General features: G+C 71.3%; 19 protein-coding genes. 4 read left to right on the top strand and 15 right to left on the bottom strand.

What is annotated here, in order from left to right; all coding sequences use genetic code 11:
- The first annotated feature begins 45 nt into the window (after nt 1-45).
- Nucleotides 46-1,932 carry a prolyl oligopeptidase family serine peptidase gene (locus tag AB1K56_RS05585; protein WP_371204915.1) on the top strand — a complete coding sequence of 629 codons (1,887 nt, stop codon included), beginning with the start codon at nt 46-48 and terminating at the stop codon, nt 1,930-1,932.
- Nucleotides 1,933-2,160: 228 nt separating this feature from the next.
- Here AB1K56_RS05585 and hflX read toward each other — a convergent pair whose 3' ends face one another.
- Nucleotides 2,161-3,678, bottom strand: coding sequence for a GTPase HflX (gene hflX, locus AB1K56_RS05580; RefSeq protein WP_136587944.1), 1,518 nt, complete (start codon nt 3,676-3,678; stop codon nt 2,161-2,163).
- An 85-nt stretch (nt 3,679-3,763) separates the two neighbouring features.
- Here hflX and AB1K56_RS05575 point away from each other — a divergent pair, with 85 nt between their 5' ends.
- A complete protein-coding gene (locus AB1K56_RS05575) occupies nt 3,764-4,408 on the top strand; it encodes a class I SAM-dependent methyltransferase (protein ID WP_371204914.1) in 645 nt (214 codons plus the stop codon).
- A gap of 101 nt (nt 4,409-4,509) precedes the next feature.
- Here the strand turns inward: AB1K56_RS05575 and dapF are convergent, their stop codons facing one another.
- The 4 genes from dapF to miaB form a co-directional block, all read right to left on the bottom strand.
- A complete protein-coding gene (gene dapF, locus AB1K56_RS05570; protein WP_371204913.1) occupies nt 4,510-5,364 on the bottom strand; it encodes a diaminopimelate epimerase in 855 nt (284 codons plus the stop codon).
- A 197-nt stretch (nt 5,365-5,561) separates the two neighbouring features.
- Nucleotides 5,562-6,002, bottom strand: coding sequence for a GNAT family acetyltransferase (locus tag AB1K56_RS05565; RefSeq protein WP_371204912.1), 441 nt, complete (start codon nt 6,000-6,002; stop codon nt 5,562-5,564).
- Nucleotides 5,999-6,931, bottom strand: coding sequence for a tRNA (adenosine(37)-N6)-dimethylallyltransferase MiaA (gene miaA / locus AB1K56_RS05560; RefSeq protein WP_371204911.1), 933 nt, complete (start codon nt 6,929-6,931; stop codon nt 5,999-6,001). Before miaA ends, AB1K56_RS05565 begins: the two co-directional genes overlap by 4 nt.
- Entirely contained in the window at nt 6,928-8,475 is a 1,548-nt protein-coding gene (gene miaB / locus AB1K56_RS05555) for a tRNA (N6-isopentenyl adenosine(37)-C2)-methylthiotransferase MiaB (RefSeq protein WP_264630454.1), read from the bottom strand. The genes miaA and miaB overlap by 4 nt, the downstream gene beginning before the upstream one ends.
- A 234-nt stretch (nt 8,476-8,709) precedes the next feature.
- Here miaB and AB1K56_RS05550 point away from each other — a divergent pair, with 234 nt between their 5' ends.
- Together AB1K56_RS05550 and AB1K56_RS05545 are read left to right on the top strand one after the other, a co-directional pair.
- Nucleotides 8,710-9,177 carry an ATP-binding protein gene (locus tag AB1K56_RS05550; protein ID WP_371204910.1) on the top strand — a complete coding sequence of 156 codons (468 nt, stop codon included), beginning with the start codon at nt 8,710-8,712 and terminating at the stop codon, nt 9,175-9,177.
- Entirely contained in the window at nt 9,174-11,219 is a 2,046-nt protein-coding gene (locus tag AB1K56_RS05545) for a LuxR C-terminal-related transcriptional regulator (protein ID WP_371204909.1), read from the top strand. The genes AB1K56_RS05550 and AB1K56_RS05545 overlap by 4 nt, the downstream gene beginning before the upstream one ends.
- Before the next feature lie 185 nt (nt 11,220-11,404).
- Here AB1K56_RS05545 and AB1K56_RS05540 read toward each other — a convergent pair whose 3' ends face one another.
- The 10 genes from AB1K56_RS05540 to dapA form a co-directional block, all read right to left on the bottom strand.
- A complete protein-coding gene (locus tag AB1K56_RS05540) occupies nt 11,405-12,337 on the bottom strand; it encodes a regulatory protein RecX (RefSeq protein ID WP_371204908.1) in 933 nt (310 codons plus the stop codon).
- 131 nt (nt 12,338-12,468) lie between these two features.
- Nucleotides 12,469-13,521, bottom strand: coding sequence for a recombinase RecA (gene recA / locus AB1K56_RS05535; RefSeq protein ID WP_371204907.1), 1,053 nt, complete (start codon nt 13,519-13,521; stop codon nt 12,469-12,471).
- Between the two features lie 274 nt (nt 13,522-13,795).
- Nucleotides 13,796-14,020 carry a DUF3046 domain-containing protein gene (locus AB1K56_RS05530; RefSeq protein ID WP_371204906.1) on the bottom strand — a complete coding sequence of 75 codons (225 nt, stop codon included), beginning with the start codon at nt 14,018-14,020 and terminating at the stop codon, nt 13,796-13,798.
- 24 nt (nt 14,021-14,044) lie between these two features.
- On the bottom strand, nt 14,045-14,353 hold the full coding sequence (locus AB1K56_RS05525; RefSeq protein WP_108319449.1) for a helix-turn-helix domain-containing protein: 309 nt from the start codon (nt 14,351-14,353) through the stop codon (nt 14,045-14,047).
- A 173-nt stretch (nt 14,354-14,526) separates the two neighbouring features.
- The gene (locus AB1K56_RS05520; protein ID WP_371204905.1) at nt 14,527-15,054 is read right to left on the bottom strand and encodes a CinA family protein; all 528 of its coding nucleotides are present in this window, start codon (nt 15,052-15,054) and stop codon (nt 14,527-14,529) included.
- A complete protein-coding gene (pgsA, locus tag AB1K56_RS05515; RefSeq protein ID WP_371204904.1) occupies nt 15,051-15,638 on the bottom strand; it encodes a CDP-diacylglycerol--glycerol-3-phosphate 3-phosphatidyltransferase in 588 nt (195 codons plus the stop codon). Before pgsA ends, AB1K56_RS05520 begins: the two co-directional genes overlap by 4 nt.
- Nucleotides 15,638-18,364 carry a DNA translocase FtsK gene (locus tag AB1K56_RS05510; RefSeq protein WP_371204903.1) on the bottom strand — a complete coding sequence of 909 codons (2,727 nt, stop codon included), beginning with the start codon at nt 18,362-18,364 and terminating at the stop codon, nt 15,638-15,640. The genes pgsA and AB1K56_RS05510 overlap by 1 nt, the downstream gene beginning before the upstream one ends.
- Nucleotides 18,365-18,446: 82 nt before the next feature.
- On the bottom strand, nt 18,447-18,938 hold the full coding sequence (locus tag AB1K56_RS05505; RefSeq protein WP_136587931.1) for a GNAT family N-acetyltransferase: 492 nt from the start codon (nt 18,936-18,938) through the stop codon (nt 18,447-18,449).
- Nucleotides 18,939-19,242: 304 nt separating this feature from the next.
- A complete protein-coding gene (locus AB1K56_RS05500; RefSeq protein ID WP_371204902.1) occupies nt 19,243-20,919 on the bottom strand; it encodes a ribonuclease J in 1,677 nt (558 codons plus the stop codon).
- A 107-nt stretch (nt 20,920-21,026) separates the two neighbouring features.
- The gene (dapA, locus tag AB1K56_RS05495; protein WP_371204901.1) at nt 21,027-22,004 is read right to left on the bottom strand and encodes a 4-hydroxy-tetrahydrodipicolinate synthase; all 978 of its coding nucleotides are present in this window, start codon (nt 22,002-22,004) and stop codon (nt 21,027-21,029) included.
- Nucleotides 22,005-22,015: the final 11 nt, after the last annotated feature.

The following is a 22,015-nucleotide window of genomic DNA, read 5'->3' as shown; positions in this document are numbered from 1 at the left end:
GGAGGCCCCGGGGTGGATGTCGGCGGCCCTGCCTAGGCTGGGGTCATGGCTGACACCCTCCCGTACGGTTCCTGGCCCTCGCCCCTCACCCCCGAGTCCGTCGCGCAGGCGTCGCCGCGGGTCGACGGCGCCCGACTCGTCGGCGACGAGGTGTGGTGGGGCGAGTCCGTCCCGCACGAGGCCGGTCGCGTCGCGGTGAAGCGTCGCCGGGCCGACGGCTCGGTCGAGACCGTGCTCCCCGCGCCCGCCAACGCCCGCTCGAGCGTCCACGAGTACGGCGGGGGTGCGTGGACGGCGTCCGACGACGGCGAGCTGTATTACGTCGAGAAGACCGATCAGCGCGTGTACGCGCTGCGCCCCGGCGAGACCGCGCGCCCGCTGACCCCGGCCGATGACGCCGTGCGCCACGGCGGGCTGCGCTGGGAGCACGGCGCGCTGCTCGCCGTCCGCGAGACCCACGGCTCGTCCCGCGTCCCGCTCCGCGCGATCGTGTGCATTTCCCTCGACGGCGAGGTCGAGGTGCTCGCCGAGGGAAGCGATTTCCTCGCGCAGCCCGCCCTCTCGCCCGACGGCCGCCACCTGGCCTGGGTGGCGTGGAACCACCCCGACATGCCCTGGGATGCGACGACCCTCCGTGTCGTCGACCTCGGGACCCGCATCGTCCGCGACCTGTCCGGGGGTGAGCGGCGCTCTCCCCTCCAGCCCGTGTGGATCGCCGACGACGAGCTGCTCTACGCCGACGACCCCGACGGACGCTGGAACCTCTTCCGTCGTCCGCTCGACGGCGAAGCCCAGGCGCTGGCTCCCGCCGACGCCGACACCGGCGGCGGTCTGTGGGTGCTCGGCACCCGGTGGTTCGGAGCCGCCTCCGAGGGCCGCGTGGTCGCCGTCCGCACCGACGGGGCCGACGAGATCGTCGAAATCGCCCCGAGCGGCGTGCGCCCCCTCGACGTCCCCGCCGTGGCCGGGGCCGCGATCGACGATGTCCGCGGCGCACGCGCGCTCGTGTCCGGATCCGACGCCGGCGGGCGATCGGGCCTCTGGCTGGTCGACCTCGACGCCGCAACCGTCGAACTGGTCACGGGAGGGTCCGGCGCATGGGGCGACGAGTGGATGCCGCCCGCCCGCGCCCTGACCACCGACGGGCCCCACGGGCCCGTGCACGCCTTCGCCTACGCCCCCACCAATCCGCACGTCATCCCGGTCGCGGGCGAGCGCCCGCCCTACGTCGTCCTCGTCCACGGCGGACCCACCTCGCACGTGGGACCCGCGCCCTCAGCGAAGACGGCCTTCTTCACCAGCCGCGGCATCGGCGTGCTCGACGTCAACTACGGCGGCTCCACCGGGTACGGGCGGGCCTACCGGGATCGCCTCACGGGCCAGTGGGGCGTGGTCGACGTCGACGACGTCGCGGCCGCGGCATCCGCCCTCGCCGAGGCGGGTCTCGCCGACCCCGACCGCCTCGCCATCGCGGGCGGCTCGGCCGGCGGCTGGACGGTTCTCGCCGCCGTGACGAGGACCGACGTGTTCTCGGCCGGCATCTCCCGCTACGGCGTGGGCGACGCCCGCGCCCTCGCGGAAGACACCCACGACTTCGAGGCGCGCTACCTCGACGGGCTCATCGGTCCCCTGCCCGAGGCCGAGGCCGTGTACGTCGAGCGCTCGCCCCTGGGGCGTCCGGAGCTGTTCCGCGTCCCGCTGTTGATCCTGCAGGGCTCTGAGGACCGCGTCGTCCCCCCGTCGCAGGCCGAGGCGATCCGTGACGCCCTGACCGCGCACGGGGTGCCGCACGCGTACGTCCTGTACGAGGGCGAGGGGCACGGGTTCCGCCGGTCGGAGACGGTGATCGACTCCCTCGAACGCGAGCTGGGCTTCCTCGGTGCCGTGTTCGGATTCGAGGCCCCGGGCATCCCGCCCCTCGCGCTCGACTGAGGCGCGCGCGGCGCGGAGGGCGCGCGCGGCCCGTCCTCGCGCCGCGGGCCTCGCCGTGCACGCGCGAGGGCACCGGCAGCTCGTCCTCCCGCAGCGGGTCGCACCGTGCACGCGCGAAGGCGCGAAGGCGCAGCGGACACGCCGGTAACGAGAATCGAAGAAGACGCGCCACCCGCGTGAAGCGACGGGCCCCAAGCCGAGGCGTGGGGCCCGTCATCCATCCGAGGCTCAGGCCTCGAACGCCGCCAATTCGGCCGCGAGACGCGCGCCCACGTGAGCGTGCAGGAAGGTTCCGCTCTCGCGGTGCTCCTGCGCCACGATGAGTCCGCTCTCGTGCACGGCCGAGACGAGGTCTCCCCGGTCGTACGGAACGACCGCCTGCACCTCGACGGCCGGCAGGGGCAGCGCTTCCTCGATCGCGGCGCGCAGCTCGTCGATGCCCTCGCCGGTGCGCGACGACACGAACTTCGCGTTCGGGGCGAGACCCCGCAGCACGAGCCGGTCGTCCTCGCTCACCAGATCGGCCTTGTTGAAGACGACGATCTCCTGACCGAAGTTCGCGTCCACGTCGCCCATCACGTCGCGCACCGTCATCAGCTGCGCGGCCGGGTCGGGGTGCGAGGCGTCCACGACGTGCAGGATGACGTCGGCGTCGCCGACCTCCTCGAGCGTCGAGCGGAACGCCTCGACCAGCTGGTGCGGGAGGTTGCGCACGAAACCGACCGTGTCGGTGAGCGTGTACACGCGCCCGTCCGTCGTCTCGGAGCGGCGCACCGTGGCATCCAGGGTCGCGAAGAGCGCGTTCTCGACGAGCACCCCGGCGCTGGTCAGGCGGTTGAGCAGACTCGACTTGCCGGCGTTGGTGTACCCGGCGATCGCGACCGAGGGGATCGTGTGGCGCTTGCGCTCGGCGCGCTTCGCCTCGCGCGCGGGAGCGAAGTCGCGCAGCTGCTTGCGCAACTGCGCCATACGCGTGCGGATGCGACGACGGTCGAGCTCGATCTTCGTCTCACCCGGTCCGCGCGAGCCCATGCCCGCGCCGCCTGCGCCGACCTGTCCACCCGCCTGACGCGACATCGAGTCACCCCATCCGCGCAGACGCGGAAGGAGGTACTCGAGCTGAGCGAGCTCGACCTGGGCCTTGCCCTCCCGGCTCTTCGCGTGCTGGCTGAAGATGTCGAGGATCACGGTGGTGCGGTCGATCACCTTCACCTTCACGACGTCTTCGAGCGCGCGCCGCTGGCTGGGGGCGAGCTCGGTGTCGGCGATCACGGTGTCGGCTCCCACGGCGGCGACGATGTCGCGCAGCTCGGCGGCCTTGCCGCGTCCGACGTAGGTCGCCGGATCGGGGTGGGGGCGCCGCTGCAGAACGCCGTCGAGCACCACCGCGCCGGCCGTCTCGGCGAGGGCGGAGAGCTCCCGGAGCGAGTTCTCGGCATCCGTCTGCTCGCCCTGCGGGTGGACGCCGACGAGCACGACGTTCTCGAGGCGCAGCTGACGGTACTCGACCTCGGTGACGTCTTCGAGCTCGGTCGAGAGCCCGACGACGCGGCGCAGGGCCGCGCGTTCCTCGCGATCCCACTGGTCGCCGTCGCTGTCGCCGCCGTACGCGGTGGTGCTGTCTTGGAGGGCCTGAGCGGCACCGAAGACCCGGACCCCGCGGTGCGCATCGGCGCGCGCGAGCACACGGTCGACCGGATCCACGGCAGACGCGTCGGTGCTCGGGGGTGTGGTCTGTTCGGTCATGGGTTCCTCTCGTGCGCGTGAACGCGCGTGTTCTGGCACTTTATCCGCCCCGGCGGCCGGAGCCCCGGTCGGATATCCTGTGCAGATGGGGAGCGAGCACTACTTCAGCGCGTCGCCGTCGAGTCCCGAGCAGCTCCGCCGCATCCGCGTCACGCTGGCCGGTCGTGAACTCGAGGTGGTCACGGCGGGCGGCGTCTTCAGTCCCGATCACGTGGATGCGGGGACCTCGGTGCTCTTCGCCAACACGCCTCCCCCGCCCGCCGGTGGGAACTTCCTCGACCTGGGGTGCGGCTGGGGTCCGATCTCGCTGTCGCTGGCGCTCGCGTCACCGCACGCGACCGTGTGGGCGGTCGACGTCAACGAGCGTGCTCTCGATCTCGTGAGGCGCAATGCCGAATCTCTCGGCCTCACGAACATCAACGCGGTGCGCCCCGAGGATGTTCCCGACGACGTGACCTTCCGCACCATCCGCTCGAACCCGCCCATCCGGGTCGGCAAGAACGAGCTGCACGGCATGCTGCAGCACTGGATCCCCCGCCTGCAGGAACGCAGCGACGGATGGTTCGTCGTGCAGCGCAACCTCGGCTCCGACTCCCTGCAGCGCTGGCTCGCGGCGACGTTCCCCGAGGGCTACGGCGTGCAGCGCGCCGCCACCGGCCGCGGGTACCGCGTGCTGCGTGTGCGACGGCACGGGTCTCCCCCGAGCGAGCTCATCGACGTCGTCGGCTGAGTCGGCGACATCCGCTCCGCGTACAGAGCGGGGCGTACTCCGGGCGTGGCCTTCCCCCGGACCGCGCGAGCGTACGGAGACCGCGGGCCAGCGGCATCCGCTCAGGCCAGGGCGACCTCGCCCGTGAACACCAGCGACGCCGGACCCGACAGGAAGACGCGACCCTCGTCGACACGCACGCCCAGGGTCCCGCCCGGGGTGTCGACGATCCAGTGGTCGGGAGCGGCCGCACCCGCCCAGTGCCGCACGGCGAGCGCCGCCGCGGCCACGCCCGTGCCGCAGCTGAGGGTCTCGCCGACGCCGCGCTCGAACACGCGCAGGCGGATCGCCCCGACGCCGTCGCGCACGAGCGGATCGGCCGGGACGACGAACTCGACGTTCGCGCCGTGGCGGGGCGCGGGGTCGAGCACGGGCTGGAAGGTCAGGTCGAGCCCCTCGAGCTCGGCATCCGACGACAGGGCGACGACCACGTGCGGGTTGCCCACGTCGATGCCCACACCCGGACGCGCGACGCTGAGACCCTTCGCCCGCACGAGCGTCTCGTCGGCCTCGACGGCGAACGCGCCCAGGTCGACCTCGAAGCCGCGCTCGCTGCGCGTGAGGGTCTTCACGCCCGCCCGCGTGCCGATGCGCAGCCCCTCGTCGATCGACGCGAGGCCCGTGTCGGTGAGGTAGCGCGCGAAGACGCGCGTGCCGTTGCCGCACATCTCGGCCGCGGATCCGTCGGCGTTGCGGTAGTCCATGAACCACTCGGCCCCGGATGCCGCGGCCTCGGTTCCCTCGCGGATCGCGGCCGAGCGCACGACGCGCAGCAGCCCGTCGGCGCCGATGCCGAAGTGCCGGTCGCACAGCGCGGCGACCTGGGCGTCGGAGAGGTCGAGCTCGCCGTCGGGATCGGCCACCACCACGAAGTCGTTGCCGGTGCCGTGACCCTTGGTGAACGCGAGAGAGGACATGCCGTCAGTCTACGGAGGACCCGCGGTCGACTCTCCCTGCCCGGGCTCCGATCCCACGCCCCGCCCCACCCCGCCGTCCCGCGGAGTCCCCGCCCCACACGCCGTGCCACGGCATCCGGAACCGGCCTGTCGACGCCGGACTCCGCACGACGGCACACGCCGTCCGGCGCGCACGCCCGGCACCCGCCCGGGGAGCCTCAGGCGGGTCGGCCCGGTCCGTCGACGATCAGGCGCTTGCCGGTCGCCCACGTCTCGAACGGCTCGTACGCGAGCGCGTCGTAGAAGCCGCGGGCCCCGGCGTTGTCGGGGCGCACCATCAGCTGCACCTTGGGGCAGCCCATCTGCTCGAGCAGCCTCTCGGCCTCGGCCACGAGCGCGCGCCCCACTCCCCGCCCCCGGTGCGACGCCGCCGAGGCGAGGTAGTACAGCCACCCCCGGTGGCCGTCGTACCCGGCCATGACGCTCCCGACGACGGTGTCGTCATCGACCGCGACGAGGAAGAGTTCGGGCTGCACGGTCAGCTTGCGACGGATGTCGGCACGCGGATCGTTCCAGGGGCGCGTCAGACCCGCCTGCTCCCACAGCGCCACGACGGCGTCCTCGTCGGCCGGCGCGAACGCCCGGATGCCGATGGTCATGCGTCCTCGCCCTCCGCCGCGCGCACGAGCTGCGCGGCATCCGTCGTCCGCACATCGATCGCGCGCGCGTCGGCGTAGCGCCGGAACCACGACACCTGGCGCCGCGCGTAGCGCCGCGTGAGCGCCTGCGTCTGCGCCACGGCGTCGTCGCGCGTGATCTCGCCCTTCAGCTGGGCGAGCGCCTGGGCGTAGCCGATCGCCCGCGAAGCCGTGACTCCACTCTCGAGGCCCTCGCCGCGCAGGCGCTCGACCTCGTCGACCAGTCCCGCCGCCCACATGTCCTCGACGCGCGCGTCCAGCATCTCGACCAGCTGCGCGCGCTCGACCTGCGTCGCGAGGATGCGCGTCGCCGGATACCAGGACGCGGGCGCCTCGGGAAGGGCACCGCCGTGGGTCTCGCCGCCCTGGTCCAGTACCTCGAGGGCGCGGACCACGCGCCGCCCGTTGCGCGGGTCGATGTTCGCCGCCGCCACGGGATCCGCTGCACGGAGCCGTTGGAAGAGCGCGCCCGCGCCCGCGCTGTCGAGCTCGGCCTCGAGCCGTGCGCGCAGTTCCTCGTTCCTCGGGGGGAAGCGGAAATCCCACAGCACACCAGAGACGTACAGTCCCGATCCCCCGACCAGGATCGCGTCGGCGCCCCGGGCGTGGATCTCGGCGATCGCTGCGCGGGCGGCATCCTGATACCAGGCCACCGCGGCCTCGTCGGTCACCTCGAGGGCGTCGAAGAGGTGGTGCGGGATGCCGCGCCGCTCATCGATCGGGAGCTTGGCGGTACCGATGTCCATCCCGCGGTACAGCTGCATCGCGTCGGCGTTGACGATCTCGGCGGATCGCCCCTCGGTCGCGAGAGCCTCGGCGAGGTCGAGCGAGAGCTGCGTCTTGCCGGTGCCGGTGGCCCCGACGACGGCCCAGAGAGTGGGGCCCCTCACACGCCGACGCGGAGCGTGGGCAGACCGAGCGAGACGGCGCGAGGAGCACCGGCCTCGCCCGCGGGCGTCGGCACGCCGCACGACTCGGCCTGCGAGCGGTCCCACGCATCGCCGGCACGCGTCCGGCGGATGCGCAGCGGCGCCCCGTCGACGGCGTCGGCGAGGAGGTGGAAGGGCGCGGCGTGCGTCACGGTCACCGACACCACGTCTCCCGGCCGGGGCACGGCCGAGCCGGCGGGCAGCTCGAAGTGCACGAGGCGGTTGTCTTCGGCGCGACCGGTGAGGCGGTGGGTCTCGGCATCCTTCTTGCCCTCGCCCGTCGAGACGAGCACCTCGAGCGTGCGGCCGAGCTGCTTCTGATTCTCCTCGGCCGAGATGCGGTCCTGAAGGGCGATGAGGCGCTCGAAGCGCTCCTGCACGACGGCCTTGGGAACCTGATCGGCCATGGTGGCCGCGGGTGTGCCCTCGCGGATCGAGTACTGGAACGTGAAGGCGCTCGAGAAGCGCGACGCCTCGACCACGCGCATGGTCTCGGCGAAGTCCTCCTCCGTCTCACCGGGGAAGCCGACGATGATGTCGGTCGTGATCGCCGCGTTCGGGATCCGCTCGCGCACCCGATCGAGGATGCCGAGGAACTTCTCGCTCCGATACGACCGGCGCATCGCCTTGAGGATGCGGTCGGAACCGGACTGCAGCGGCATGTGCAGCTGCGGCATGACCGCGGGGGTCTCGGCCATCGCGGCGATGACGTCGTCGGTGAAGGCGGCCGGGTGGGGGCTGGTGAAGCGGATGCGCTCGAGACCCTCGATCTCACCCGCGGCGCGCAGCAGCTTTCCGAAGGCCAGCCGATCGCCGAACTCGACGCCGTAGGAGTTCACGTTCTGGCCGAGGAGGGTGACCTCGATCGCGCCGTCGTCGACGAGCAGACGGATCTCGTTGAGGATGTCGCCGGGTCGGCGGTCCTTCTCCTTGCCGCGCAGGCTCGGCACGATGCAGAACGTGCAGGTGTTGTTGCAGCCGACCGAGATCGACACCCACCCGCTGTGAACCGAATCGCGCTTCGTGGGAAGAGTGGAGGGGAAGATCTCGAGCGACTCGAGGATCTCGAGCTCCGCCTCGCCGTTGTGACGCGCGCGCTCGAGCATGCCGGGCAGGGACCCCATGTTGTGCGTGCCGAAGACGACGTCGACCCACGGCGCCTTCTGCTGGACGGCGTCCTTGTCCATCTGCGCGAGGCAACCGCCGACGGCGATCTGCATGCCCGCGTGCGCGTCCTTGCGCGACTTGAGGTGGCCGAGCGTGCCGTAGAGCTTCCCGGCGGCGTTGTCGCGAACCGCGCAGGTGTTGATGACGACGACGTCGGCCTCGACGCCCGCCTCGGCGCGCACGTAGCCGGCGCTCTCGAGCGAGCCGCTCAGACGCTCGGAATCGTGCACGTTCATCTGGCACCCGAAGGTGCGGACCTCGTAGGTGCGCGCTCCCGCCTCTCCCTGTGCGGCGGCGGAGGGCGCGATGAGCGTCGGTGTGGAGACGGGGGTGGTCATGATGCGAGCAATTCTAAAGCCCGCGCCCTCGAGCGGCGTCCCGGGGGCCCGTGGACCGCCGTCGACGCTGCGAGTGCCTTCCCGTAAGGGCCTGGCGGCATTCATAGCTCGTCGATAGGGTGTCGCTCACGCTGACCCGTCCGCCTGCGGGTATCCGGGGGGAGAAGTATGCGGACAGAACGAGCGACGTCATGGTCGCAGGGACTGATCGGATCCGACAGGGATGCCGCTCGCTTGACTCTTCACGCGCTCGAAGGCGTCTCGATGGTCGTGGCGGGACCTCGCGGTAGCGGTCGGAGCTATCTGCTGCGGGCCGTCGCAGCGGAGCTGGAGCGACGGGGAGCCGTCGTGATGAGCATCCGCCCGGCGACGACGTTGTCATCCCTTCCCTTCGGTGCACTGCGCGCGAGCGGGCATGCCGCCCTGCACGAACTGAGCGAGGGCACGCCCTCGACGATCGAGGGCATCCTGATGATCGACGACGTCGATGCGCTCGACCCCGCGTCGGCGCGGGCCATTGCGCAGGCGGTCGCGACGCGCCGTCTGACCGTGGTCGCCGGGCTGCGCACCGCCCGTGCCCGGTCGCGGCATCGACCCGACGACGCCGATGAGGTGCGCCGAACCTTCCTGGACCTCTGGATGGACCGCCTCGCACGCCGCATCGATCTGTCGGAGCTCACCGAGGCGACGCGGAACGGATGATCGATCTGTTCCCCGACGCGGAGCTGTTGGACATGCCGACCCGCGCCGGCCTCGCCTGGCGGGCGGACGGATCGCGGACCTTGCTGCGGCATCTCGTCCTGGAAGCCATACGAGCCGCCCGCGGCGGTCGTGACCCTCTGCTGGCGACCAGCTCCGTGGCCCGCGACAGCCGGCTGGCGGTGGCGCTCGAACGCCACGTCGCCGACTTCCTCCCGGAGGATCTGGAATGCCTGGCCGGCATCCGTCGGCTTCCGCATCTCGAACTCGCCGTGGCGACGCGCCTTTTCGACCCCGAGGCGGTGGGCGCCCTGCGCACGGCCGGACTGCTGCACGCCGACGCGTCCGCGGAACGACGGCTGACCTCCAACGACCTCCTGGCGGCGGAGGCGCACCGCCAGCTCGGAACCGCCGCCGTCGACGCCCTCGCCGAGCGCGCCGGCCACCGGATGCTCGCCGAAAGCGACTTGTGGTGGAGCCCGACGATCGCGATCGACGTCTCCGCACGATGGCACCGCCTCGGCGCCGAGGCCTCCGGCGAGCTCGCCTACCGCCCCGAGATCCGCACGCGCGTGGCCTTGGCAGCCGCTCGCGACGCGAACGACCGGGGAGATTTCGCGCACGCCGCCGCCCACGCGGCACGCGGTCTGGCCGCGGCGGACGATGCCGCATTGAGGGTCGAGGCCGCTCTGGCGCGGGAGTGGGCGGACGAGGCCGAGGATCCAGAGAGCACCTCGGTCTTCTCCTCCCGATGCCGTCTGGCGCGGGGGCGCACCCACCGAGCGGCCGAGGGGACGATCACGTCCGGGGAGCCCGATCGCGCCAGCGCGGAAGCGGAAGCCGATGCCCGGGTGGAACACCTCCTGGCCGCTGCCACCCGTGCCGGGAACCGGCTCGACGCGGAGGAGGCATGTTCGATGATCGACCTGGCGCTGTCGGTCCCCGACGCATCGCCGCTCGAGCGACTGCAAGCCCTCACCGCGGCCGGCATGTGGCAGGCGGTGCGCGGGCGCTGGGCGGTCGCGCGTGGACACTACCGTGACGCGGTCCGCCTGCTCGACGCGCGCCCGCACCCCCACGGCATCTCCGCCCGCGAGCGGCTCTCCGCGCTTCTGTTCCTTCTGTCGGGCCACCAGGTCGCGGGCGCCGACGGAACAGCGGCGCAACACCGCCTGGAACGCGAACTCAGCCCGGCCGCGCGGGAGGGAGGCGCCCCCGAGCTCACCGTCGCCGGCATCGCGGCATCCGTGGCCTTCGCCGGCTCGGGTCACCCCGAGCAATCGCATCGCGAGTGGCTCTCCGCCATGGGCCGCGACCCCTCCGCACTCAGCGACCCCACGACCGCGATGATGAGGCTCAACGTCGCGGAGGAGCTGGCGCTGGCCGGGCGGCTCGACGAGGCTCGTGCACTGCTCGTCCCCGTCGACGAGGACGGGCCCCTCATCGTGCGCCGCAGCCGCCTCTACGTGGAGACGACGATTCTCGTCGCCGAGGGCAGAGTGCCGCAGGCTCGGGAGACCGCGCGCGCGGCCGCGGCCTTCACCCGGGGCAGCACGGCGGCGGCGCTCCGTATTCGCGATCTCTATCGCCTCGTGACGCTCGACATCGCGGACGCCGACGAGGTCGACGAACTGGTGCAGCTGGCGGCGACGACGGACCTCCCCCTCGCGGCCGAGGCCGTCCGACGCGCATCGGCGCGATCCTCCGGCAGCGAGGACGCGATGCCGATCGATGAATTGCGCTTGCACGCGCTGTGGTCGAGGTCGGACCCAGCGCCGGTCGCGCCCACGCCCGCACCGGTTCGTCGTGGTGCCGCCACTCCACCCGCTCCCGAAGACCTCACTGCCCGGGAGCGCGAGATCGCTCTCCTCGCCGATCAGGGTCTCACCAACCGTGAGATCGCGACGCGCCTGTTCCTCTCGGTGCGGACGGTCGAGTCGCACGTGTACCAGGCGCGCTTGAAGCTCGGTGCCGCATCACGACGGGAACTCGCGCGTGTGGTCGCGGCGGAGGCCACCTCGACGGGGCCCGCAACGGCGACCTGACCGCGAGCGCGATGCGTGCCGGGTGCAGCGGATCGAGAACGCATGCCGCCCGTCCTCGTCGGGCGCGGGACGGACGCCCGACGCCCTATGCCGCCCCTCAGTTGACGAGCGTGAACGGACGCCCGAGCCCGGATATCGCCGGTCAGTCAGGCGTGAAACGGATGCCCGAGCCCGGATGCCGCCGGTCAGTCGTCGGGCGTGAAACGCACGCCCGAGGCGGGGCGGGAGAACGGTCGCGAGCGGCCGAGGCCGGCCTCCGAGAGCGCAGTCCGCGCGGCCGTCAGGGCGACGGACGACGGGTACCCGCGTCGCGCCAGCTGCCCCGCCAGCCGCCGGAGCGACGCTTCATAGTCTTTGCCCTCGACACCACGGACCTTGGACCGGGCGAAGTCGAGCGCGCGCTCGGCGTCGTCGTCGGGAAGCTCGTCGAGGGTGGCGTCCACGATCTCGCGCGGAATCCCGCGCTTGCGCAGCGTCTCGGCCACGGCACGTCGACCGTCTCCGCGACGCTCCACCGCCGACATCGCGAGCTGCTCGGCGAAGGCCGCGTCATCGAGGTAGCCCAGATCGACGAATCGGGCGATCAGATCTTCGACGACGGTCTCGTCGACGCCCTCGACGCCCCTGATCACCGTGCGAGCCTCGGACAGGGACAGCGATCTCGACCGGAGCTTGCGCAACAGCAGGGCCTCGGCGCGCTCGGCGGCAGCTTCGACGTCGGTGGCGGTGTCGATGTCGTCGGACTCGACGTCGGGTCCAGCGGATGCCGCGTCGCCCGCACGGGTGAGGGAGCCGCCTCCGAAGCGTCCGGCGCCCGCCCCACGGCGGGCACCGGCGGCGCGACCCCGCGACAGGTCGGCGCCCGGAACGGTCCACTCCGCTGCCGACGTCTCGTCCGCGACGGGGTCCGTCCTCAGCGCTCTCAGCCGCGGACGCCCCGCGGGTGGGTCCGCCGCGGGCTCAGCGCCCGTGGCCTCGGTGGCCGTCCGCCGTCGAGACGGATGCGAGGTCTCCGCGACACGATCGGATCGCGCCGTGTCGGACCGGCCGAACAGCGGGATGACGGGGGCGAGATCCGCGTCGACTGCACGCAGCGCCCCGGTGCGGGGCGCGCTCACGTCGCTCGAGCCGGGGTCCGACGCATCGGTCCGGGAGACATCACCGGCGCGGTCTCCCGAGGCCGAGGAACTCCGGTCGCCCTCACCGCCGACGGCGGGCGGGCGACCGGAGCCCCGCGTGTCGTCGATCATCAGGCCGGACGGCGGGCAGCCAGCTCGTCGTCGGCGGGCGCCACGGCAGCCGGAGCTCCACCGATTCCGAGCTTCGCCTTGATCTTGGACTCGATCTCGGCGGCGATGTCGGGGTTCTTGATGAGGAAGTTGCGGGCGTTCTCTTTGCCCTGCCCGAGCTGCTCGCCCTCGTACGTGTACCAAGCACCGGACTTCTTCACGATCGCGTGCTCGACGCCGAAGTCGATCAGACTGCCCTCGCGGGAGATGCCCACGCCGTAGAGGATGTCGAACTCCGCCTGCTTGAAGGGCGGCGCCATCTTGTTCTTGACGACCTTGACGCGGGTGCGGTTTCCGACGGCTTCGGTACCGTCTTTGAGCGTCTCGATACGACGGATGTCGAGGCGGACGGAGGCGTAGAACTTCAGCGCCTTTCCACCGGCCGTCGTCTCGGGCGATCCGAAGAACACGCCGATCTTCTCGCGGAGCTGGTTGATGAAGATGGCCGTGGTCTTGGTGGTGTTCAACCCACCGGTGAGCTTTCGCAGTGCCTGCGACATCAGGCGGGCCTGCAGGCCGACGTGCGAGTCGCCCATCTCGCCCTTGATCTCGGCCTCGGGGACGAGGGCGGCGACGGAGTCGATGACGACCAGGTCGATGGCGCCGGAGCGGATCAGCATGTCGGCGATCTCGAGGGCCTGCTCACCGGTGTCGGGCTGCGACACGAGCAGAGCGTCGATGTCGACGCCGAGCTTCTTGGCGTACTCGGGATCGAGGGCGTGCTCCGCGTCGATGAAGGCGGCGATGCCGCCGGCCCGCTGGGCGTTGGCGATCGCGTGGAGGGTCAGGGTCGTCTTTCCCGACGATTCGGGACCGTAGATCTCGATGATGCGGCCGCGCGGCAGACCGCCGATGCCGAGGGCCACGTCGAGGGCGACGGACCCGGTGGGGATGGTCTCGATCGGTGCGCGGTCGTCGCTGCCCAGTCGCATGACCGAGCCCTTTCCGAACTGCCGGTCGATCTGCGCCAGGGCCGATTCGAGGGCCTTTTCGCGCTCTGCGGGTGAGGGCATGACGTCTTCTTTCTGCTCGCGTTCCGGTCGCCTGTAGGCTGTCGCGCCCCCCATCGACGATGGGGGCACCCGACAAGGCGTTCAGGGTGTCGTTCGACGTGATCCACGTTAGGGAGGGCCTCCGACATTGATGTCGGAGGACGACCCTTCTGGGGATGAATGGCTCACGAACCCCGTTGTGGAGGAGCCTACGCCTCAATCGAACGTACATTCGACGACACGCCGGAAACACAGGCTCGAGTCCCGAAGGCTGCCCCCGACAGCGGCAGCGAGGTCAGCCGCGTCGGGGCTCGATCCGGCCGACACCGTAACGACGGTTCTCGGGGACGTCGGTTTCGGCGCAGAGCGCCAGCCACACGTCTCGAGGGTCGACGCCGGCGGCGAGGGCGTCGACGCTCGTCCGTCCGCCGACGGCGGACAGAACGAGGTCGGTCAACAGCGACCCTCCGCGCACGCCGAACTCATCGGCGACAGCGCGATCGAACTCACTGCGACGCATGGGGCGAACGCGTCGGTGTCGACGTCAACGAAGCGAGAGCTCGGGCTCGACCGCGGCGACGAGCTCGTCGGGCACCACGTCGGGGAAGGTCTGCAGGCCCTCCAGCACAGAGAGCCGATCGCCCACCTGACGCATGATCGTGGAGATGGGCACATCGAGCGCCTCGGCGACGGACGCGAGGATCTCGCTCGACGCCTCTTTCTGACCGCGCTCGACCTCGCTGAGGTAACCGAGGGCGACGCTCGCGCGGCTCGCGACCTGACGGAGGGTGCGCCCCTTCTGCTGGCGGAGGTCACGCAGGACTTCGCCGATCTCTTGACGAACCAGGATCATTTGGGGGCCCTCCTCACTGCTGATTCCGTCGCTGCCCGGATGGACAACTGTAAAACACCATCTGTGGTCACCCTAATGCCGCGCGCTGTGCACCGGATGGGAATCGCTGGACGAAACCGGAGTGTGCGATCATTTGTTCCCGCATCCGCCGTCGATACCTCACCGGCGAGGAATCACAGGGCGGCGAGCACCCGACGAATGGCCAGATGGGCCGTCTCACGGCGGATGCGATCGCGATCGCCGGCGATCACGAGGGAGTCCACGCGCGTGCCCAGCGGCGTCGACACCGCGATGTGCACGGTCCCCACCGCCTGACCGTCCTGTTCGTCGGGACCCGCCACCCCGGTCGTCGCCACCCCGACGTCGGCCGGGGAGCCGTCGGCACCGAGGGCGTCTCGCACCCCGCGCGCCATCTGCCGGGCAACGCGGGGGTGCACGGCACCGTGGGCGTCGAGCAACGCCTGGTCGACGCCGAGCACGCTGTGCTTGAGATCGGTCGCGTAGGCGACCACTCCCCCGCGCACGACGCGGGACGCTCCCGGGACGTCGACCAGGGACGACACGACGAGGCCGCCGGTGAGGGACTCGGCGATCGCGATCGTCCACCCGAGCTCGGCGAGGCGGTCGAGCAGCACCGCGGCGCTCTCGCGCGGATCGCGGACGAGGGTCTCGTCGAGGTCGTCGGGGACGCCGTCGATCATCGGGCGCCCCGCGTCCTGCGGGCGGCGCGCGCCTCGGTCACGACGTAGTCGAGGCCCGAGGCGATCGTGAGGACCACGGCGATCGTCATGGTGATGACCGAGACCCACCACACGGTGTCGCGCCAGACGGCTGCGTCGGAGAGACCCGCGAACGGGATCAGGGCGATCGAGAGCGCGATCGCCTGGAAGACGGTTTTGAGCTTGCCCATCCAGGCCGCGGCGAGGACGTGGTCGCTGACGACGATGAAGCGGTAGACGGTGATGCCGATCTCTCGGACCAGGACGACGATCGTCACCCACCAGTGCAACTCGCCGAGGAGGGACAGACCGACGAACGCGACCCCCGTGAGCGCCTTGTCGGCGATCGGGTCGAGGAGCTTGCCCAGGTCGCTGACGATGTCGTAGCGGCGGGCGATGTACCCGTCGACGCCGTCGGTCGCGATGGCCACGATGAACAGGATCGCCGCCGCCCAGCGCAGCGCGCCGCCACTGCCCGCGTCGACGAGGAGGAGCACGAGGAACACCGGGGCGCACAGGATGCGCGCGATCGTGATCGCATTGGGCAGCTGCGGGTGAACGGCCATCAGTCGCGCCCCGTCAGCTGCCAGGCGTCTTCGGAGCCCTCGTCGTCTTCGACGACGGGCAGGCCCTCGAACTGCGCCTCGATGGGGTCGTCGCCGTAGCGGTCGTCATCGGCGGCGGCTGCCGGCGCGGGTGGGGCTTCGTCTCCGCGCAGACGCGCCATGACCGCGGGCAGCTGCTCGTTGGTCACGAGCACGTCGCGCGCCTTCGAGCCCTCCGAGGGCCCGACGATCTCGCGCGACTCGAGCAGGTCCATCAGGCGACCCGCCTTCGCGAAGCCGACGCGCAGCTTCCGCTGCAGCATCGACGTCGAGCCGAACTGGGTCGAGACCACGAGCTCTGCGGCCGCGAGCAGCAGCTCGAGATCGTCTCCGATGTCGGCGTCGATCTCCTTCTTCTCCGCCGCGGCCTGCACGTCGGCGCGGTATTCGGGGCGCGCCTGCTGCGTGACGTGGGCGACGACCTTCTCGATCTCCTGCTCGCTCACCCAGGCGCCCTGCACGCGGACCGCCTTGGACGCGCCCATGGGCAGGAACAGACCGTCGCCCTGACCGATGAGGCGGTCGGCTCCGGGCTGATCGAGGATGACGCGGGAGTCGGTGACGCTGGTCACCGCGAAGGCCAGGCGCGACGGCACGTTGGCCTTGATGAGACCGGTGACGACGTCGACGGAGGGGCGCTGCGTCGCGAGCACCAGATGGATGCCGCTCGCCCGGGCGAGCTGGGTGATGCGGACGATCGAGTCCTCCACGTCGCGCGGTGCGACCATCATGAGATCCGCGAGCTCGTCGACCACGACCAGGAGGTAGGGGTAGGGCTTGAGCACCCTCTCGCTCCCGGCCGGGAGCTGGATCTCGCCCGCCACGACGGCCTTGTTGAAGTCGTCGATGTGACGGAAGCCGAACGACGCGAGGTCGTCGTAGCGCATGTCCATCTCTTTCACGACCCACTGCAGGGCCTCTGCGGCCTTCTTCGGGTTCGTGATGATCGGCGTGATGAGGTGCGGGACGCCCGCGTACGAGGTCAGCTCCACGCGCTTGGGGTCGATCAGCACCATGCGCACGTCGGACGGCTTCGCGCGCATGAGCAGGCTCGTGATCATCGAGTTGACGAAGCTCGACTTGCCCGACCCCGTGGAGCCGGCCACCAGGAGGTGGGGCATCTTGGCGAGGTTGGCCACGACGAACCCGCCGCCCACGTCTTTGCCGACGCCGATGGTCATGGGGTGCGTCGACGAGGTGGCGGCATCCGACCGGAGGATGTCGCCGAGCGTCACGATCTCGCGGTCGGCGTTGGGGATCTCGACGCCGATCGCGCTCTTGCCGGGAATGGGCGCGAGGATGCGCACTTCGTTGGAGGCGACGGCGTAGGCGATGTTGTTGGTCAGCGCGGTGATGCGCTCGACCTTGACTCCGGGTCCGACCTCGATCTCGTACTGCGTGACCGTCGGCCCGCGCGAGAACCCGGTCACGCGCGCGTCGACCTTGAACTGCTCCATCACGCTCTCGATGGCGGCCACGACCGCGTCGTTGGCGGCCGAGCGGGCCTTCGGCGGCGTTCCCGTGGCGAGCGCCGTCACGGCGGGCAGACGGTAGCTGGCGGCGGGCGGTGCGCCCGCGCTGTCGCCACCGAGCCCGGAGATGCCCGGGAGGTCGTCGTCGCCGCCGATGTCGAGGGGCGAGTCGTCGTGCAGGCCGCGCCCGGACGCCGCGCCCGCGAGGGCGCTCGCATCGAACACCTCGGTGAGAGCGTCGGGTGCGGGCGGCAGCGGCGGAGGCGTCGGCGCCTTCGCGCGCGGCGCGACGGGTTCGGGCTCGACCATCGCGGACTCGAATCCGCCCTGCGTCGTTCCCGGCGAGAGCAGCGTCGTGAGGTCGTCGGAGCCGAGGGAACCATCGACGTCTTCTTCGCGTCCCGACTTGTTGCGACGCCACCAGGGCAGCGACTTCTCACCGCGCTCGTCGTCGGCGTCGCCGTCGCTCGTGTCGACGGGGAGCACCTTCGTCGCCGGGTCGGGGCGCTCGGCGCGATCGACCCCGAACATCCAGGCGTAGAGGTCGCCGAGCCGACGTCCGATGCGGTTCGGCGGCGTCTTGGTGAGGATCAGCACGCTGAGGACCGCGAGAAGCGACAGCGCGATGTAGGCGCCGATGTCGGTGAAGGCGAAGGCGAGCGGCTCGCCCACGATCCACCCCGAGATGCCGCCCGCCGGGCTCAGCGCCGGCAGACCGCCGGCGTTGGGCACCGGGCGTCCGCCGGCGACGTGGCAGAACCCGGCGAGGGCCACGACGAACAGACCGAAGCCGATACCCACGCGACCGTTGTCGTGCACCGAGGCCGGGTGGCGGAAGAGCCAGCCGGCCAGGAGCAGGAGGAGGACGGGCAGCACGAAGGCCACGCGACCGAACAGCGCACCGAAGCTGTAGGCGCTGATGAGCGCGGCCGCCTCGGTGCCGATGAAGAACCATTCCACGACGGCGCCGATGACGGCGAGCACGACGAGGAAGAAGGGGAACCCGTCACGGCGCTGATCGCGCTCGAGGTTCTCGGGCCCGAAGGCGCGGAACATGCCGCCCACGCCGTGGGCGACCGCCATCCAGGCGCGGGCGGCGACGGGGGGCTTCTCGGGCTCGTCGACGTAGCGCTTCGGCGCCGGGGCCGAGGCTTTCGATCGCGACGACCCCTTCGCGGGGGCGCGACCGCCGGACGGGGACGAGGTACGAGCCATTCCTCCACGGTAGGCGCGACCTGCGACATTCGCACGGACCGACGCGGGGTTGCGCCCAGCCCGACGGGCGCCGCGACCCGCCTCAGCGCAGGCGCTTGACCATCACGTCGCGCCCCATCCCCTTCCGGACCACGGCGAAGCCCTCGGACCGGTACAGCGACACCGCGAAATTGTCGCGCTCGACGCTCAGACTGATGCGCGCGTACCCCTCGCCGCGGGCGTGGTCGACGAGGCGCTGCAGCAGCGCGCGCCCGGTGCCGTGGGCGCGCCAGACGGGCCGCACGCCGATGATGAGCTCGGGCACCCCCGTGCCGACCCAGCCGAACCCGGGCTCGTCGCGCGGGAGCATCCGGTACCAGGCCGCACCGATGGGTTCCCCCGTCGGCGACTCGGCGACGAACCCCGCGTCGCCGGGGCGCAGCCAGCCGGCGATGTAGCGCCGGTGCTCGGGGCTGCTGAGCACTTCGTGGCGGGGGCGGGCGCCGCCGGCGCGCCAGTTGGCGGCCTCGACGGTCATGTCGGCGAGGAAGGCGCCGTCGGAACGGAGCGCCGCACGGATCGGGAGACCGGGCATGCCCGCATGATAGCGAGCACGCGACGCCCCCGCGCAGGCCCGCGCTCCCCCGGCCGGGGCCGGACGCCCCGCGGCCGCCCTCCCGCAGCAGTCCGGCACGCGACATCACCGCGCCCGCTCGAGCCACAGCAGGCCGGCACGCGACATCACCGCCCAGCCCGCACGCCCCGGCCGGCACGCGCCGCCGGCGCGCAACCGGCCACTCCCCGCGGACCGCGCCCGGCTTCGTCCGCGCGACCATCCGCCGGAACGACGAAGCGCCGCGGGGTATCCCCGCGACGCTTCCTCGACGCTTCCTCGACGCTCAGGCCTCGATGACCATCGGCACGATCATCGGACGACGACGCAGCGACTGGTTCACCCAGCGCCCGATCGTTCGACGCACGACCTGCGAGAGCGCGTGGTTGTCGCGGACTCCCGACTTCGCCGCCTCGGCCAGGGCCGCCGCGATCTTGGGCTTCACACTGTCGAAGACCTTGTCGTCCTCCGCGACACCGCGCGCGTGGATCTCGGGGCCGGACACGACCTTGCCGGTCGCGGAATCGACGACGACGATGACCGAGATGAAGCCCTCCTCGCCCAGGATGCGGCGGTCCTTCAGGTCGGCATCCGTGATCTCGCCCACCGACGACCCGTCGACGTAGACGAAGCCGATGTCGACCTGTCCCACGACCTCGGCGACGCCGTCGCGCAGGTCGACGACCGTGCCGTTCTCGCCGAGGATCGTGTTCTTCTCGGGGATGCCGGTCTCGCGCGCGAGCTTGGCGTTGGCCATCAGGTGGCGGTACTCGCCGTGCACGGGCAGCACGTTCTTGGGCTTGAGGATGTTGTAGCAGTAGAGCAGTTCGCCGGCCGCGGCGTGACCCGAGACGTGCACCTTCGCGTTGCCCTTGTGCACGACCGTCGCGCCGAGCTTCGTCAGCCCGTCGATGACGCGGTAGATCGCGTTCTCGTTCCCGGGGATCTGGCTGGATGCCAGGATGATCGTGTCACCCTCGCCCGGCTCGATCGCGTGGTCGAGGTTGGCCATGCGACTGAGCACGGCCATCGGCTCGCCCTGCGAACCGGTCGACATGTAGACGATCTTGTCGTCGGGGAGGTCGCGCGCCTTCTTGTAGTCGATCAGCACGCCGTCGGGCACGTTCAGGTAGCCGAGGTCGGCGGCGATGCCCATGTTGCGCACCATGCTGCGCCCGAGGAGCGCGACGCGACGCCCGTTCGCGTGCGCGGCGTCGAGCACCTGCTGCACGCGGTGAACGTGGCTCGAGAAGCTCGCGACCACGACGCGGCGGGGCGCCTTGGCGATCACCTGGTCGAGCACGGGTCCGATGCCGCGCTCGGTCGGCGTGAAGCCGGGGACGTCGGCGTTCGTGGAGTCGACGAGGAAGAGGTCGACGCCCTCTTCGCCGAGGCGCGCGAACGCCCGCAGGTCGGTGATGCGCCCGTCGAGGGGCAGCTGGTCCATCTTGAAGTCGCCCGTGGCCAGCACGAGACCCGCGGGCGTGCGGATCGCGACCGCGAGGGCGTCGGGGATGGAGTGATTGACGGCCACGAACTCGAGGTCGAAGGGGCCGACCTGCTCGCGCTGCCCTTCCTGCACGGTGAGCGTGTAGGGACGGATGCGGTGCTCTTTGAGCTTCGCCTCGATGAGGGCGAGGGTCAGACCCGAGCCGATGAGGGGGATGTCGCCCTTGAGCTTCAGCAGGTACGGCACGGCGCCGATGTGGTCTTCGTGCCCGTGGGTGAGCACGACGCCGACGATGTCGTCGAGGCGGTGCCTGATCGGCTCGAAGTCGGGCAGGATCAGGTCGACGCCGGGCTGGTGCTCCTCGGGGAACAGCACGCCGCAGTCGACGACGAGGAGCTTGCCCTCGTACTCGAACACGGTCATGTTGCGGCCGACCTCGCCGAGGCCGCCGAGCGGGATGACGCGGAGGGTGCCGGGCGCGAGCTCCGGCGGATCATAGACGGTCGTGGGCATGTGAGCCTCCTCGGATGCCGCCTCGCGGCATCCCTCTTCGTTTCGGATGCCGTCTCGCGGCATCCTTCTCGTGGCGTCCCTGGCCGCGGATCGGCGGACGCCGATGCTTATCTCGTCGTGCCGTGCACCTTCGGCAGCGCGCCGCCGGCGGCCGCGTTGCGGTCGGGGCGGAAGTTGGAGAAGTCGGCACCGGCCACGTTCTTCACGAGAGCCAGTTCGTCTTCGATGACGGCGGCCTCCCACTCCTCCGGCCCCACGAGGGGCAGGCGGACGCGCGGGCTGCCGATGCGGCCGAGGCCGTGCAGGATGTACTTCGCCGCGACCGTGCCGGGCACGTGCGTCATGACGGCGCGCACGAGGGGCTCGAGGCTCTTGTGCGCGGCCGTGGCGGATGCCAGATCGCCGGCGTTCACGGCATCCACGATCGTCCGATAGGGTGCGGCGGCGATGTTCGCGGTGACGCCGATGAGGCCGGACGCCCCGATCGACAGGTGCGGCAGCACGTTGGCGTCGTCGCCGGAGAAGTACATCAGGTCGGTCTGGTTGAGCACGCGGCTGACCTCGCTGAAGTCGCCCTTGGCGTCTTTGATCGCGAGGATGTTGGGGTGCTTGGCCAGGCGCAGGATCGTCTCGTACTTGATCGGCACACCGGTGCGACCGGGGATGTCGTAGAGGATCACCGGGAGGTCGGTCGCGTCGGCGACGAGACGGAAGTGCGTCAGGATGCCGGCCTGCGTGGGCTTGTTGTAGTACGGCGTGACGATCATGATGCCGTCGGCGCCGGCCTTCTCACTGGCCTTGTACAGCTCGATCGCGTGGGCGGTCTCATTCGAGCCGCCGCCGGTGATGATCTTGGCGCGACCGGCCGAGACGCTCTTGCCGACCTCGACGAGGCGGAGCTTCTCGGGGTCGGTGAGGGTCGAGGTCTCGCCCGTGGTCCCGGTGACGACGATGCCGTCGGCTCCGGCGGTGATGACGTCGTCGATGTGCTTCTCGGTGGCGGGCCAGTCGACCTCGCCGTCGGCGGTCATCGGGGTGATGAGCGCGACGAGCACCTGACCGAAGGGATTGCCGGAGTGCGTCATGCTCCCAGGTT

Source organism: Microbacterium sp. BWR-S6Y, from assembly GCF_041379845.1.
Lineage (GTDB): Bacteria > Actinomycetota > Actinomycetes > Actinomycetales > Microbacteriaceae > Microbacterium > Microbacterium hydrothermale.
The sequence above is the reverse complement of the archived record's forward strand: the minus strand, read 5'-3'. Positions and strand labels throughout refer to the sequence as shown.

Excerpts from the sequence above, each read along its gene's own strand:
- AB1K56_RS05505 (WP_136587931.1), bottom strand. The coding sequence starts at position 18,938 with ATGCCCGGTCTCCCGATCCGTGCGGCGCTCCGTTCCGACGGCGCCTTC.
- AB1K56_RS05565 (WP_371204912.1), bottom strand. The coding sequence starts at position 6,002 with ATGACCATCGGCATCCGGGCGTTCGCGCCGGCCGACGAGGACGCCGTC.
- AB1K56_RS05520 (WP_371204905.1), bottom strand. The coding sequence starts at position 15,054 with ATGATCGACGGCGTCCCCGACGACCTCGACGAGACCCTCGTCCGCGAT.
- AB1K56_RS05530 (WP_371204906.1), bottom strand. The coding sequence starts at position 14,020 with ATGCGTCGCAGTGAGTTCGATCGCGCTGTCGCCGATGAGTTCGGCGTG.
- AB1K56_RS05585 (WP_371204915.1), top strand. The coding sequence starts at position 46 with ATGGCTGACACCCTCCCGTACGGTTCCTGGCCCTCGCCCCTCACCCCC.
- AB1K56_RS05525 (WP_108319449.1), bottom strand. The coding sequence starts at position 14,353 with ATGATCCTGGTTCGTCAAGAGATCGGCGAAGTCCTGCGTGACCTCCGC.
- hflX (WP_136587944.1), bottom strand. The coding sequence starts at position 3,678 with ATGACCGAACAGACCACACCCCCGAGCACCGACGCGTCTGCCGTGGAT.
- recA (WP_371204907.1), bottom strand. The coding sequence starts at position 13,521 with ATGCCCTCACCCGCAGAGCGCGAAAAGGCCCTCGAATCGGCCCTGGCG.
- dapA (WP_371204901.1), bottom strand. The coding sequence starts at position 22,004 with ATGACGCACTCCGGCAATCCCTTCGGTCAGGTGCTCGTCGCGCTCATC.
- pgsA (WP_371204904.1), bottom strand. The coding sequence starts at position 15,638 with ATGGCCGTTCACCCGCAGCTGCCCAATGCGATCACGATCGCGCGCATC.
- AB1K56_RS05510 (WP_371204903.1), bottom strand. The coding sequence starts at position 18,364 with ATGGCTCGTACCTCGTCCCCGTCCGGCGGTCGCGCCCCCGCGAAGGGG.
- dapF (WP_371204913.1), bottom strand. The coding sequence starts at position 5,364 with ATGTCCTCTCTCGCGTTCACCAAGGGTCACGGCACCGGCAACGACTTC.
- AB1K56_RS05500 (WP_371204902.1), bottom strand. The coding sequence starts at position 20,919 with ATGCCCACGACCGTCTATGATCCGCCGGAGCTCGCGCCCGGCACCCTC.
- AB1K56_RS05545 (WP_371204909.1), top strand. The coding sequence starts at position 9,174 with ATGATCGATCTGTTCCCCGACGCGGAGCTGTTGGACATGCCGACCCGC.
- AB1K56_RS05575 (WP_371204914.1), top strand. The coding sequence starts at position 3,764 with ATGGGGAGCGAGCACTACTTCAGCGCGTCGCCGTCGAGTCCCGAGCAG.
- miaB (WP_264630454.1), bottom strand. The coding sequence starts at position 8,475 with ATGACCACCCCCGTCTCCACACCGACGCTCATCGCGCCCTCCGCCGCC.